This window comes from Microbacterium sp. ER1, assembly GCF_023383675.1.
Classification (GTDB): Bacteria; Actinomycetota; Actinomycetes; order Actinomycetales; family Microbacteriaceae; genus Microbacterium.
Genome location: NZ_QCXO01000120.1, coordinates 19,044 through 32,192, shown reverse-complemented (window position 1 = coordinate 32,192; position 13,149 = coordinate 19,044). Strand labels below are relative to the sequence as shown.

Annotated in this window: 11 protein-coding genes; 3 read left to right on the top strand and 8 right to left on the bottom strand. The window is 72.8% G+C overall.

Annotated features, from left to right (window positions below; all coding sequences use genetic code 11):
* The first annotated feature begins 26 nt into the window (after positions 1–26).
* A complete protein-coding gene (locus BV453_RS02605; RefSeq protein WP_126894598.1) occupies positions 27–635 on the top strand; it encodes a TetR/AcrR family transcriptional regulator in 609 nt (202 codons plus the stop codon).
* 84 nt (positions 636–719) lie between these two features.
* On the opposite strand, the gene paaZ is transcribed toward BV453_RS02605, so the two are convergent.
* The 8 genes from paaZ to BV453_RS02565 all read right to left on the bottom strand — a co-directional run bounded on the left by paaZ (position 720) and on the right by BV453_RS02565 (position 10,762).
* On the bottom strand, positions 720–2,801 hold the full coding sequence (gene paaZ, locus BV453_RS02600; protein ID WP_249520805.1) for a phenylacetic acid degradation bifunctional protein PaaZ: 2,082 nt from the start codon (positions 2,799–2,801) through the stop codon (positions 720–722).
* Between the two features lie 14 nt (positions 2,802–2,815).
* Complete coding sequence (locus BV453_RS02595; RefSeq protein WP_249520804.1) at positions 2,816–3,691, bottom strand: 3-hydroxyacyl-CoA dehydrogenase family protein; 876 nt, start codon at positions 3,689–3,691, stop codon at positions 2,816–2,818.
* Positions 3,688–4,434, bottom strand: a complete 747-nt coding sequence (locus BV453_RS02590; protein WP_249520803.1) for an enoyl-CoA hydratase/isomerase family protein — start codon at positions 4,432–4,434, stop codon at positions 3,688–3,690. The genes BV453_RS02595 and BV453_RS02590 overlap by 4 nt, the downstream gene beginning before the upstream one ends.
* Positions 4,431–5,621, bottom strand: a complete 1,191-nt coding sequence (locus tag BV453_RS02585; protein WP_249520802.1) for an acetyl-CoA C-acyltransferase — start codon at positions 5,619–5,621, stop codon at positions 4,431–4,433. Before BV453_RS02585 ends, BV453_RS02590 begins: the two co-directional genes overlap by 4 nt.
* 119 nt (positions 5,622–5,740) lie before the next feature.
* The gene (locus tag BV453_RS02580; protein ID WP_249520801.1) at positions 5,741–7,060 is read right to left on the bottom strand and encodes an MFS transporter; all 1,320 of its coding nucleotides are present in this window, start codon (positions 7,058–7,060) and stop codon (positions 5,741–5,743) included.
* Between the two features lie 134 nt (positions 7,061–7,194).
* A complete protein-coding gene (locus BV453_RS02575) occupies positions 7,195–8,628 on the bottom strand; it encodes a dihydrolipoamide acetyltransferase family protein (protein ID WP_249520800.1) in 1,434 nt (477 codons plus the stop codon).
* On the bottom strand, positions 8,625–9,653 hold the full coding sequence (locus BV453_RS02570; protein WP_249520799.1) for an alpha-ketoacid dehydrogenase subunit beta: 1,029 nt from the start codon (positions 9,651–9,653) through the stop codon (positions 8,625–8,627). The genes BV453_RS02575 and BV453_RS02570 overlap by 4 nt, the downstream gene beginning before the upstream one ends.
* Positions 9,650–10,762: a thiamine pyrophosphate-dependent enzyme gene (locus tag BV453_RS02565; RefSeq protein ID WP_249520798.1), complete on the bottom strand. Its 1,113-nt coding sequence runs from the start codon at positions 10,760–10,762 to the stop codon at positions 9,650–9,652. Before BV453_RS02565 ends, BV453_RS02570 begins: the two co-directional genes overlap by 4 nt.
* A 150-nt stretch (positions 10,763–10,912) precedes the next feature.
* Here BV453_RS02565 and BV453_RS02560 point away from each other — a divergent pair, with 150 nt between their 5' ends.
* On the top strand, positions 10,913–11,350 hold the full coding sequence (locus BV453_RS02560) for an Lrp/AsnC family transcriptional regulator (RefSeq protein ID WP_071327392.1): 438 nt from the start codon (positions 10,913–10,915) through the stop codon (positions 11,348–11,350).
* Between the two features lie 160 nt (positions 11,351–11,510).
* Positions 11,511–13,148, top strand: a complete 1,638-nt coding sequence (locus BV453_RS02555) for an HNH endonuclease signature motif containing protein (protein WP_249520797.1) — start codon at positions 11,511–11,513, stop codon at positions 13,146–13,148.
* Position 13,149: the final 1 nt, after the last annotated feature.

Here is a 13,149-nt window from a genome sequence, read left to right as displayed (position 1 = left end):
CGGCGGGCGGTGCGAGACTGAGGGGGATGTCCGAGATGCAGACCACGCGGCGCGGCCGCCCCGGGTACGACCAGCAGGGGATCCTCGCCGTCGCGGTGGCCGCCTTCAACGAGCACGGCTACGACGCGACCTCGATCGGGATGCTCGCCGAGCGCCTCGGGCTGTCGAAGTCGGCGATCTACCATCACTTCGGGTCGAAGGACGAGATGCTCGACCGCGCCCTCGACAGCGCCCTCGGCGGGCTCGAAGCCGTGGTCGACGCACCCCTCCCGGACAGCGGGGGAGCCGCCGATGCGGTCGCCCGCCTGGAACACGTGCTCCGCGGGGCCGTCCATGTGCTCGTGGAGCAGCTCCCCGCCGTGACGCTGCTGCTGCGCGTGCGCGGGAACACCGACGTCGAGCGCCGCGCCCTCACCCGGCGCCGGGCGTTCGACCGTCGCATCACGGCCCTCGTCGCGGAGGCGCAGGCCGAGGGTGCCCTGCGCTCCGACATCGACGCGGCCGTCGTCGCGCGCCTGACGTTCGGCATGATCAACTCGATCGTGGAGTGGTACCGCCCCGGCGGTCGCGAGGGCGCCGATCGTCTCGCCGACGACGTCGTCGCGATCGCCCTCGACGGCCTCCGCCACCCCTGACCCCGAAACCCCGTCTTCGCGCCGAGGCCCCGCCGTATCCGCGTGGGAAGGGCGGGGCCTCGACGAGAACCCGGGGGCTCGGGATCAGGCGGGGGTGAGCTCCTTCGCGACGAGAGTCAGGACGTCGTAGGTCGCGACGAGCTCGTCGTCCTGGTTCTTCAGGACCGCGTCCCAGCGCACCTCGCCGTACTCGTCGGTCTCCCGCGGCGTGATCTGCTTGGCGGTGAGCTCGACGCGGATCTCGTCGCCGGGGGACACCGGGGTCACGAAGCGCAGGTTCTCCAGCCCGGAGTTCGCGAGCACGGGCCCGGGAGCCGGATCGACGAAGAGCCCGGCCGCCCATGACACCAGCAGGTAGCCGTGGGCCACGCGTCCGGGGAAGAACGGGTTCGCCGCCGCCGACGCCTCGTCCATGTGCGCGTAGAACGTGTCGCCCGTGAACGCCGCGAACGTCTCGATGTCGTCGAGGGTGACGGTGCGCGAGGGGCTGACGACCTGATCGCCGATGCGCAGCTCCGCCAGCGACTTCCGGAAGGGGTGCACGCCGTCGTCGGTGTCGAACGGACGGGCCGAGGCCCCCTGGTGCCAGACGCCGGTGAGCGCGGTCATCATCTCCGGGGAGCCCTGCACCGCCGTGCGCTGCATGTGGTGCAGCACCGCCCGGATGCCGCCGAGCTCCTCGCCGCCGCCGGCGCGACCGGGGCCGCCGTGCACGAGGTTCGGGAGCGGGGAGCCGTGGCCGGTCGAGCTGCGGGCGTCGTCGCGGTCGAGGAAGAGCACGCGGCCGTTGTACGCGGCGATCCCCGCGGCCAGCGTGGTCGCGACCTCGGGGTCGTGCGTCGCGACACTCGTCACGAGCGAGCCGCCGCCGCGGGCCACGAGCGCCGCCGCCTCGTCCAGCGTGCGGTAGCCGAGGATGCTGGAGACGGGGCCGAACGCCTCGATCTCGTTCACGGCGGGGCTGGTCGCATCGGTGAAGCGCAGGAGCATCGGCGCCACGAACGCGCCGTCCTCCGCGGGGCCCTCGCTGCCGTCCGCGCGGCGGACCGTCGGCGTCTCGGGGGAGCCGATCACGAGCTCGCCGCCGCCCTCGCGGAGCCGCGCCACCTGCCGGAGCACCTCGTCGCGCTGGGCCGTCGAGGCGAGCGGTCCCATCGTCACGCCCTCCGCGCGCGGGTCGCCCACGACGATCCGCGCGGCGAGCCGGTCGCGCACGGCGGCGATTACGTCGTCCACCGCGTCCTCCGGCACGATCGCCCGCCGGATCGCGGTGCACTTCTGCCCGGCCTTCGACGTCATCTCCGCGACGAGCTGCTTCACGTAGGCGTCGAACTCCGGCGTGCCGGAGGCCGCATCCGTGCCGAGGACCGAGGCGTTGATCGAGTCGGTCTCGCTGGTGAAGCGGACCCCGCCGGTCTGCACCGCGTCGTGCGCCCGCAGCCGCTCCGCCGTCGACGCCGAGCCGGTGAACGCGACGAGGTCGCCGAGGCGCAGGTGCTCGAAGAGGTCGGGCACGCTGCCGGACACGAGCTGCAGCGACCCCTCGGGCAGCAGACCCGATTCCACCATCACGCGCACCATGGCCTCGGTGAGGTAGCCGGTGGGGGTGGCGGGCTTCACGACCGTGGGGACACCGGCGAGGAAGGCCGGCGCGAACTTCTCCAGCGAGCCCCACACGGGGAAGTTGAAGGCGTTGATCTGCACCGCCACCCCGGGCAGCCGGGTGTAGATGTGCCGACCGAGGAAGGAGCCGTCCCGGGACAGGTTCTCCACGGCGCCGTCGACGTAGACCTTCGCATTCGGCAGCTCGCGGCGGCCCTTGCTGGAGTACGCGAAGAGCACGCCGATGCCGCCGTCGATGTCGACCCAGGAGTCCTGCGCGGTGGCGCCGGTGCGGCTGGAGAGCGCGTACAGCTCCTCCTTGCGGGCGGTCAGCGCGAGCGCGAGCTGCTTGAGCAGGACGGCGCGCTGGTGGAACGTGAGCTCCCCGAGCGCGGCCTGGCCGGTGGTGCGGGCGTAGTCGAGCGCCGCGCCGAGGTCGAGGCCGGCGGTGGAGACGCGGGCCACCGTCTCCCCGGTCGAGGCGTCGCGCACCGCGGTGGCGTCCGCGTCGGAGGCGGGCGTCCACCAGGAGCCCTGCACGTAGCTGGGGAGGATCTCGGTCATGGGGGTTCCCTTCATCAGTCGTCCCATTCGTAGAAGCCGCGTCCGCTCTTGCGTCCGAGGTGCCCCTCCGCCACGAGGCGGCGCAGCAGGGCCGGGGGTTCGAAGCGCGAGCCGAGCTGCGCCGCGAGGTACTCGGCGATGCCGAGCCGGACGTCCAGCCCGACGATGTCGGTGAGCCGGAGCGGCCCCACCGGGTGCTTGTAGCCGAGGGTCATGGCCGCGTCGATGTCGGCGGCGGAGGCGACGCCGTCCTCGAGCATCCGGATCGCCTCGAGGCCGAGCGCGACGCCCAGCCGTGACGACGCGAAACCCGGGGCGTCGGCGACGACGATGGGCGTCTTCCCCAGCGCGCGGACCCAGGAGGCGGCGTCCGCGACGAGAGTCTCCGCGGTCGCGCCGCCACGGACCACCTCCACGAGGGTCGAGGCGGGCACCGGGTTGAAGAAGTGCATCCCGAGGAAGCGCTCGGGGCGGTCGAGCACCGCCGCGAGCTCGTCGATCGAGATGGACGACGTGTTGGACGCGAGGGCCGCGTCGTCGGCGAGGTGGCGCTCGACGCGGGTGAGGGCGTCGATCTTGAGCGCCAGCTCCTCCGGGACGGCCTCGACGACGAGGGTGCAGTCCGCGAACAGGGCGGCGTCGGTCCCGGTCGCGAACCGGGCCCGGTAGGCCTCGCCCGTCTCGATCGCCGTGCCGCGGGCGAGCGAGGCGTCGATCGACCCGTGCACGCGGGCGGCGGCGGCCGCGGCGGCGTCGTCGTCCCGCTCCACCACGGTCACGGGGGCTCCGGCGAGGAGGAAGGCGTGGGCGATGCCGGCGCCCATGCGTCCGCCGCCGAGCACGCCGACACGGGCCGGGGCTGCGGCTTCGGGGGAGGAGGGCGTGCTCATCGGTCTCTCCGTTCCAGGAAGGCGGTCATGCGACGGTGCTTCTCCGGGCTCTCGAACAGCGCGGCCTGCTCCTCGAGGTCGACCGCGGGGTGCTGGTCGCGCGGCGCCCGGAACACCCGCTTGGTCGCGATGGTCGCCGCGGGGTCGTTGCGGGCGATGCGGTCGGCGACCGCGTGGGCGGCGGCGAGGAGGTCGGCGACCTCGTGCAGCGAGGAGATGAGACCGATGCGGAGCGCTTCCTCGGCGTGCACCGTGCGGCCGGTCAGCAGCAGCTCGATGGCGCGGGCGTCGCCCACGATCTCCTTGAGGCGCCAGCTCGCTCCGGCGGCGGCGAGGATGCCCAGGCCGGTCTCCGGGTTGCCGATCTTCAGGGTCGGCGTCGCGAGGCGGATGTCGGCGGCATACGCGAGTTCCGCGCCACCGCCGAGCGCGTAGCCGTCGATCGCGGCGATCACGGGCATCGGCAGCTCCGCGACGCGGACGAACGCGTGGGCGTTGATGCCGCGGCGGGCGTCGTCGGCGCGACGGTCCCGGAGCTCGGCGATGTCGGCGCCCGCCGCGAACACCCCGTCGGCGCCCGTGAGGATGAGCGTGCGCGGCGTCTCCTCCAGCTCGGCGCACAGCGCGTGCAGCGCGTCGATCGTGGCCTGGTCGATCGCGTTGCGCTTGTGCGGACGGTTCAGGGTCGCGACGACGCGGTCCGCGGTGCGGGTGACGAGCAGCGGCTCGTCCGCGCCGCTCACGCCTTCTCCAGGATCACGGCCGCGCCCTGGCCGACGCCGACGCACATCGTGGCGAGGCCGTAGCGGGAGTCCTCGCGCTCCATGCGTCCCATCAGCGTCACGAGCAGGCGCGAGCCGGACGAGCCGAGTGGGTGCCCGAGAGCGATGGCGCCGCCGTCGGCGTTCACGCGGTCCTCATCGAGGCCCAGCCGCCGGATGCAGGCGAGCGACTGCGAGGCGAACGCCTCGTTGAGCTCCACGGCGCCGATGTCGTCGAGGGAGAGCCCCGAACGGCGCAGCGCCTTCTCCGTCGCGGGGACCGGTCCGAGTCCCATGATCTCCGGAGCCAGGGCGGCGGAGGTGCCGACGACGATCCGGGCGCGGGGCGTCAGCCCGTGGCGCTCGACGGCTTCGGCGCTCGCCACGAGCACGGCCGAGGCGCCGTCGTTGAGGGCGCTCGAGTTGCCGGCCGTGACGACCTCTCCGCCGGCCACGACGGGACGGAGGCGCGCGAGTACCTCGAGCGTGGTATCCGGGCGCGGCCCCTCGTCGACGAGCACCTCGCCGTCGCGGACCGGCACGCCGACGATCTCCGGGGCGAAGCGGCCGGCGGCGATCGCGGCGGCGGCGCGCTGCTGCGAGCGGACGGCGAAGGCGTCGGCCTCGGCGCGGGTGATGCCGTCGACCCGGGCGACCTCCTCCGCGGTCTCCGGCATCGTGAAGGTGGCCTTGTCGCGTGCGGCGAGGCGCGGGTTCGGGAAGCGCCAGCCGATCGAGGTGTCGAAGGCGGCGCCGGGCTTCGCCCACGCCTTCTCCGGCTTGGCCTGCACCCAGGGGGCGCGGGTCATGGACTCGACGCCCCCGGCGACGAGGAGATCGGCGTCGCCCGCGCGGATCGCCTGCGCGGCCATGGTGACGGCGGACATCCCGGAGGCGCACAGGCGGTTGACCGTGATGCCCGGCACGGTGTCGGGGAGGCCGGCGAGGAGCACGGCCATCCGGGCGACGTTCCGGTTGTCCTCTCCGGCCTGGTTGGCGGCGCCGAGGATGACCTCGTCCAGCTCCGTACGCGCCGGGTCGAGCCCGGCGCGGCGCACGGCCTCGCCGACGACGAGCGCCGCGAGGTCGTCGGGACGGACGGCGGAGAGGGTGCCGCCGTAGCGGCCGACCGGGGTGCGGACCCCTCCGACGAGGTAGGCCTCTGGCATGCGGATCTCCTGACTTCGTCGTCCTGGTGTGGTCCGGGAGCGGCCGGTCGTGAATTACTGACCGATCGTAAGGTAATTATGGCACAGGCGCACGGCCGGCCGCGATCCCGGACCAGGAGTCAGACGCTGAGATCCACGCCCTTCGTCTCCTTCACCAGCGAGACGCCGATGAGCGAGATGATCGACGCGACCGCGATGTAGACGCCGATCGTCCACGCGGCGTGGAACTGGTTCAGCAGCGCCTCCGCGATCATCGGTGCGAACGCGCCGCCGAGGATGGCCCCGAGGGCGTAGCCGATCGAGACGCCCGAGTAGCGCACGTTCGCGGGGAACATCTCGGCGTACAGCGCCGCCTGCGGGCCGTACGAGAGTCCAAGCGCGAACGTCATGACGAACAGGGCGACGAAGTACCAGACGATGTTCGCGGTGTCGATGAGGAACCACATCGGGATGGCCCACACGGCGAGGGCGACGTACCCGATCTGGAACGTGCGGATGCGGCCGAGGCGGTCGGACAGCGCGCCGCCCCACAGTGTGAAGATCAGCCAGCCGAACGAGGCGAGCGTGGTCGCCAGCAGCACCGGCGGGCGCTCCATGCCGAGAGCCGTGACGGCGTACGTCGCGAAGAACGCGATCAGCAGGTATCCGGCGGCGTTGTTGGCGATGAAGATGACGGCCGTGAGCACGACCTGCTTCGTGTGCGCGCGGAAGAGCTGCCCGAGCGGCGCCGAGGCCTCCTTGCGGCGGCGACGGAGGTCTTCGAACACGGGGCTCTCGTCGACCGCGCGACGGATGACGTAGCCGACCGCGATGAGCACGATCGAGAGCAGGAACGGGATGCGCCAGCCCCATTCGAGGAAGGCCTCGGGGGACATCGAGCTCGTGAGGGCCCAGAGGGTGAACGTGGCGAGGATCATGCCGACCGGCACGCCGATCTGCGGGAACGCGCCGAAGAGGCCGCGTCGCGCCGTCGGGGCGTGCTCGACGGCCATGAGCGCCGCGCCGCCCCATTCGCCGCCCGCCGAGAAGCCCTGCAGGATGCGCAGGAGGATGAGCAGGATGGGAGCGGCCACGCCGATGGCGGCGTACGTGGGCAGCACGCCGATGAGGGAGGTGGACAGCCCCATCATCACGAGGGTGAAGACGAGCATCTTCTTCCGGCCGAGCTTGTCGCCGAGGTGTCCGGCGATGATCGCGCCGAGCGGGCGGAAGAGGAACGAGATGCCGATGGTCGCGAAGGAGAGCACCTGGGCGAGCCCGGGGCTCGACTCCGCGATGGGAGCGAGGAAGAGCGGGGCGAGCACGAGGCCCGCCGCCTGGGCGTAGATGAAGAAGTCGTACCATTCGATCGACGTCCCCACGAGGGTGCCGGCGAGGACGCGCCGCTCCTCGGCGGGCATCCTTCCGGTCGACGAGGCGGCTGCGGTGGCTGAGGTCATGCGAACTCCGTTGTTCTGCGAGGGGGAGCGCCGACGCGGGTACGTCGGCGATGACTTACCGAATGATCGGTCAGTAATCGCCGAGCGTAGCGTATCGGCGCTCCGCCCACGAGGGTTCGCCGGCCGGGTCGACCTCACACCCTCCCGAAGGCGCGGAGCGGATGCTCGATGAGCTCCACCACGCGGCGGAGGAATCCGGCCGCATACCCGCCGTCGCAGACCCGGTGGTCGAACACGAGCGAGAGCTCGACGATGCGACGCGGCACGATCGCCCCGTCCACGACCCAGGGGCGCTCGATGATCCGGCCGATGCCGAGGATCGCGACGTCGGGGTGGTTGATGATCGCCGCGGAGCCGTCGACGCCGAGCCCGCCGTAGTTGTTGAGGGTGAAGGTCGATCCGCGGAGCCGCTCGGGCGGGAGCGTGCCGGCGCGCGCGGTGGCCGCGAGCTCGCGCAGGGCGGCGTCGAGGTCGCCGACCGTGAGCCGCTGCGCGTGCGGGACGACCGGGACGAGGAGGCCGCGTTCGGTGTCGGCCGCGACGCCGAGGTTCACGCCGTCGAACGAGATCAACTCGGAGCCGTCGTCGCTGAGCCGCGAGGCGAGGACCGGGTAGTCCTCCAGTGCGAGCAGCACGAACCGCGCGAGGAGCGCCGTGATCGACGGGGCCTTCCCGCCCTCGGGAGCCATCTGCCCGCGGAGGTTCCAGAGTTCGGTGGCGTCGACGTCGACCCACACGGTGGCCTCGGGGATCTCCGAGCGGCTGCGGGCGAGCCGGGCGCTCACGGTACGGCGCAGCGGGGACAGGCGCTCGCGGCTGCGGACCGGGAGGCCGTCGATCTCGCCGGTGGGAGCGGTCGCGGAGGTCGGCGCCGGGGCCGCGGCGACGCCGTCCACCGCATGGTCCACGGCGGCGCGCAGCACGTCGGCGCGGGTGATCGCCCCGTCCGCTCCGGTGGGGGAGATCGCGTGCACGTCGAGGCCCAGATCGCGGGCGAGGCGCCGCACGAGTGGTGAGCGCACGGCGACCGGAGCGGGTCGCGCGGCGTCGCGGGCGGCCGGTGCGGGCGACTCCGGAGCGGTCGCGGCGGGTGCGGCGGGTGCGGGTGCCGTCGAGGCCGGTGCTGTCGAGGCGGGTGCCGGTGCGGGGCGTGGCGCCGCGGGGCGCCGTCGCCGACCCGTCGAGGCGGACGCGGAGGTGCCGTACCCGATGAGGACGTTGCCCGACCCCGCACGCTCCTCCTGCCGGTACGCCTCGTGCTCGGTCTGCGCGGCGGGAGCCTGCGGCGCAGACGCGGTCTCCTCACTGCCGGGGTCGGCGACCTCCAGCACCGGAGCCCCGACGTCGATGGTGTCGCCGGGCGTGCCGTGCAGCGCCGTCACGACGCCCGCGAACGGCGAGGGCAGTTCGACGACGCTCTTCGCGGTCTCGACCTCGGCGATGGCCTGGTCGGTCGCGATCGTGTCGCCGACAGCCACGAGCCACTGCACGAGGCCGGCCTCGGTGAGTCCCTCGCCGAGGTCGGGGAGGCGGAACACGCGGGTCGCGGTCTTCACCGGGGTGCTCATGCTTCGTCCTCCCAGTGCAGCGTGTCGATCGCGTCGAGCACCCGATCGACATCCGGCAGGTACCAGTGCTCGAACTTCGGCGGCGCGTAGGGGGTGTCGAAACCGGTCACCCGCCGCACGGGGGCCTCCAGGTACTCGAAGCAGCGCTCGAACACCCGGGCCTGGATCTCGGAGGCGACGCTGACGAATCCCGGGGCTTCGGCGATCACGACCGCGCGTCCCGTGGACCGCACCGCCGCGGTGACCGTCTCGTCGTCGAAGGGGGAGAGGGAGCGCACGTCGACCACCTGCACGCTACGCCCTTCGCCCGCGGCGACCTCTGCCGCCTCCAGCGCGAGCGGCACGGAGGCTCCGTACGCGAGGAGGGTCACGTCGGTGCCCTCCCTGGCGATGCGCGCCGCGCCGATCTCCGCCGTCACCGCGGTGTCGACCTCGCCCTTCGACCAGTAGAGCTTCTTGGGCTCGAGGAAGACCACCGGGTCCGGCGAGGCGATGGCCGCCCGGAGCAGCGAGTAGGCGTCCTGCGGGGTGGACGGGCTCACGACGGTGAGGCCGGGCGTGTGCGCGTAGTACGCCTCGGACGAGTCGCAGTGGTGCTCGACGCCCCCGATGCCGCCGCCGAACGGGATGCGGATCACGAGCGGCATGCGCATCCCGCCGCGGGTGCGGTTGCCGAGCTTCGCGACATGGCTGACGATCTGCTCGAACGCGGGCAGGGCGAAGGCGTCGAACTGCATCTCGACCACGGGGCGCATCCCGTTCATCGCCATGCCGACGGCGGTGCCGATGATGCCGGACTCCGCGAGCGGGGTGTCGAAGCAGCGGTCCTCGCCGAAGCGGGCGGTGAGTCCGTCCGTGATGCGGAAGACGCCGCCGAGGGCTCCCACATCCTCTCCGAACACGACCACGTCGGGGTCGGCGGCGAGGGCGTCGGCGAGGGCGCGGTTGAGGGCGGCGGCCATGGTCATGGTCGTGGTGGTGCCGGCGTCCGTCGCGACCGGCGTCTCGTGCTCGGTGATGGTCATCGGGGGCCTCCGGTCGTCATCGTCTCGGCGGGGAGGGAGCGGGCGATCTCGTCCCGGAGGAGCTGCCACTGCTCCTCACGCTGCGGCGAGCGGGTCGCGGTCACGAAGCGGAAGAGGTCTTCCGGGTCGAGCTCCGCATCGGTGTTCAGGGCGGTGCGCATGGCGGCGGCGATCTCCTCCGCGCCCGCGGCGAAGCGCGACTCGGCCTCGTCGTCCAGCGTCCCCGTCGCGGTGAGGTGCGCGCGCAGGCGGAGCAGCGGATCGCGGGCGAGCCAGGCCTGCACGTCGTCGCGCTCGCGGTAGCGGGTGTCGTCGTCGGCGTTGGTGTGCGCCTGCATGCGGTAGGTGTGGGCCTCGACGAGGGAAGGGCCGCCGCCGGCGCGGGCGCGGTCGACGGCCTCCGTGAGCACCGCGAGGACCGCGGCCACGTCGTTGCCGTCGACGCGCTGTCCCGGCATGCCGTAGCCGACCGCCTTGTGGGCGAGGGAGGGGGCGGCGGTCTGCCGGGAGAGGGGCACCGAGATCGCGAACTCGTTGTTCTGCACGAAGAACACGACGGGGACGTGGAACACCGCCGCGAAGTTCATCGCCTCGTGGAAGTCGCCCTCGCTCGTCGCGCCGTCGCCGCAGAGCGCGAGCACCACGGTGTCCTCGCCGCGGTGCTTCGCCGCCTGCGCGAAGCCGACCGCGTGCAGCAGTTGGGTCGCGAGCGGGGTGGCCTGCGGGGCGACGCGGTGCGCACGCACGTCGTAGCCGGAGTGCCAGTCGCCCTTGAGGAGCACCATCGCCTCCGCGGGCGCGACGCCGCGGGCGATCACGGCGACCGAGTCGCGGTACGTGGGGAAGAGCCAGTCGGTGTCGCCGAGTACCATCGCCGCGGCCACCTGGCAGGCCTCCTGCCCGTGCGACGAGGGGTAGACCGCGAGGCGTCCCTGGCGCACGAGCGCGCCGGCCTGATCGTTGATGCGGCGGCCTTCGACGAGGCCGCGGTAGGCCGCCAGCAGGACGTCCGCGGCGGGGAGCGCGTAGGTCTCGTCGGGGAGGGTGGTCCCGTCCTCGGCGATCAGTCGTACCGCGGTGTCCCGCGGGAGCATGTCGTGGGGGTGCATCCGTCCGCCTTCCTTGCCGAACTCGATGAGGACAGCATGCCGCGCGTGCGACAGTCATCCAAGATCCGTCGGGGGATCGTGGACGATTGCTCGCCACGTGCCACAATGACTTCCGAAATGTCAGGATTTCCCGGACGCGAGAGGGGTGCCATGGCGGCGCTGGACGAGACGGATCGCGCGATCCTCGCGGAGCTGCGGCGGGATGCGCGGGCGTCCATGACCGCGATCGCCGAGGCGGTGCACATCTCCCGCGCGGGGGCGCATGCGCGCATCAAGCGGCTCACCGACGCCGGGGTGATCACGGGGTACACCGTGCGCACCGACCCCGTGCTGCTGGGGCATCACGCGAGCGCGTACGTGACCCTCGCAATCGAGCAGGCCACGTGGCAGGAGGTGAGCGCGCGGCTCCGGGCGATCCCGGAGATCGAGCACATGGCGCTCGTCGGCGGCGACTTCGACGTGCTGCTGCTCGTGCGCGCCAACGACGCCCGCGACCTGCGCCGCATCGTGCTGGAGGACATCCAGGCGATCCCGTCGATCCGCTCGACCCGGACGATCCTGATCTTCGAGGACTTCGACCGGGCGTGACGGTTGTTTCCTGCGACGGGGATCGTTGGGTGCGGTGCTGTGGAGGGGTGATCGCGGGTCTCTTCGCGTGCAGGAGGAGTCTCGCGCGCGTACTGGAATATCGCTCTGAACAGGGGTAATCAGGCCTCGCAATGTCGGTGGCCCTCTGTTGAATCGTCGTATGGAAAGCACCCCGGCAGCGGTTCTCGACGACACGGTCGTCGCTCTCGACGCCGTGCTGCAGTCCGGCACCGTGGGCGCTCTCGATGCCGGGGCGATGATGCACCTGCTGCGGGTCGCGGGCGAGATCCAGCGACGCGTGGAGGCCGTGATCGTGGAGGCGGTCGCGAGCGTCGATCCGCGTCCGGCGGGATCGGGGGAGCCGGCCTTCTGCGGCCGGTTCGGCTGTCGCTCGATGAACGAGCTGCTGCAGCGGGTGCTCCGCACCGACGGCGCGTCCGCCGCGCGGGTGGTGAAGGCCGCGCGGTTGGTGCGACGCGAGGTCGACCTGTCCTCCGGGGAGCGGCTGCCGGCGCGGTGGCCGGCGCTGCGCGAGGCCCTCCTCGACGGGGCGCTCGGCGTGACCGGGCTGTTGGCCGCGACCGGGCCGATCGAGCAGGCCGGCCCTCGCGTGCGCCTCGCCGACCGCTGGGAGGCGGACGCGTATCTCGCGGAGGTCGCGCGTGGCGAGGAGAGCGACGACGACGAGAACAGTTATGACGTCCAGAACACTGATGATGACGAGAACAAGTCCGGTCCGGCGCCGACGCCCGAAGATCTGCGGGTGCGGGCGCAGCTGATCGTGCAGTACCTCGACCCCGACGGCGCGGAGCCTGCGGAAGACATCGCGCTTCGAGCGCGGGGTGTGGTGCTGGGGCGCGCCAAGGACGGCGTGATCCCGGTCCGGGGCGCACTGCTGCCCGAGGTCGCGGGGCAGCTGCAGCGGATCTGGGACGCGTATCTGAACCCGAAGGTCGACGGTCCGCCGCTTCCCGGCGTCCACTTCGTGCCGTCCGCGGAACTCGCGGATGCCGAGCGGCGGGACGCGGCGGTGTCCCCGGACGACGATGGGCTCCCGGCCGGCGACCCCGGCGGGATGGTCGACGGGCGCACGCGGGCACAGAAGCAGCACGACGCGCTCGCGGCGGCCCTGGGGATCGCAGCCCGGCACGACGACATGCCACGGCTGGGCGGTGCCGCCCCGACACTCGTGGTGACGGTCGGCGCCGAGGACTATGCCACGGGGCGCGGCTGGGCTCGGGTCGAGGGCGCCGAGACGCCGGTGTCGACGCGGGTGGCCGCACATACGGCGTGCGGAGGGACGGTCCAGCGGGTCGTGCTCGGGGCCGGCGGGAGGATCGTCGGGCTCGGGTCGAGCGACCGGATCTTCACCCCCGCGCAGCGCCGGGCGATCGGCGTGCGGGACGGTGAGTGCCTGATCCCCGGGTGTCACGTCCCCGCCGCTTGGTGCGAGATCCACCACGTCACGGAGCACGCGCACGGGGGTCCGACGCACACCGACAACGGGGTCGCGCTGTGCTGGCACCACCACCGCACCCTGGACACCTCGGGGTGGCAGATCCGCATGCGAGAGGGAGTGTCGCAGGTGCGAGGGCCGGCGTGGTGGGATCCGAGGCGACGATGGCGCACGCCGCGCCCGGCGCTTCCCGGCTTCACGGACCGGACGGGGGCCGATTCGCTCACGCGGACCGGCTCGGGAGCGCATCCTTCGCGCGGGGACATCTCCGGCGCGCTCCGCGACAAGTGCGGCGGGAAGGGCCGACCGAGAATGAGAAGAAGACCGGCGTCCGCGCCGTGAC

Bases quoted from the DNA above. Each gene is read 5' to 3' on its own strand.
- BV453_RS02605 (WP_126894598.1), top strand. From the start codon at position 27: ATGTCCGAGATGCAGACCACGCGGCGCGGCCGCCCCGGGTACGACCAG.
- paaZ (WP_249520805.1), bottom strand. From the start codon at position 2,801: ATGACCGAGATCCTCCCCAGCTACGTGCAGGGCTCCTGGTGGACGCCC.
- BV453_RS02595 (WP_249520804.1), bottom strand. From the start codon at position 3,691: ATGAGCACGCCCTCCTCCCCCGAAGCCGCAGCCCCGGCCCGTGTCGGC.
- BV453_RS02585 (WP_249520802.1), bottom strand. From the start codon at position 5,621: ATGCCAGAGGCCTACCTCGTCGGAGGGGTCCGCACCCCGGTCGGCCGC.
- BV453_RS02580 (WP_249520801.1), bottom strand. From the start codon at position 7,060: ATGACCTCAGCCACCGCAGCCGCCTCGTCGACCGGAAGGATGCCCGCC.
- BV453_RS02575 (WP_249520800.1), bottom strand. From the start codon at position 8,628: ATGAGCACCCCGGTGAAGACCGCGACCCGCGTGTTCCGCCTCCCCGAC.
- BV453_RS02570 (WP_249520799.1), bottom strand. From the start codon at position 9,653: ATGACCATCACCGAGCACGAGACGCCGGTCGCGACGGACGCCGGCACC.
- BV453_RS02565 (WP_249520798.1), bottom strand. From the start codon at position 10,762: ATGCACCCCCACGACATGCTCCCGCGGGACACCGCGGTACGACTGATC.
- BV453_RS02560 (WP_071327392.1), top strand. From the start codon at position 10,913: ATGGCGGCGCTGGACGAGACGGATCGCGCGATCCTCGCGGAGCTGCGG.
- BV453_RS02555 (WP_249520797.1), top strand. From the start codon at position 11,511: ATGGAAAGCACCCCGGCAGCGGTTCTCGACGACACGGTCGTCGCTCTC.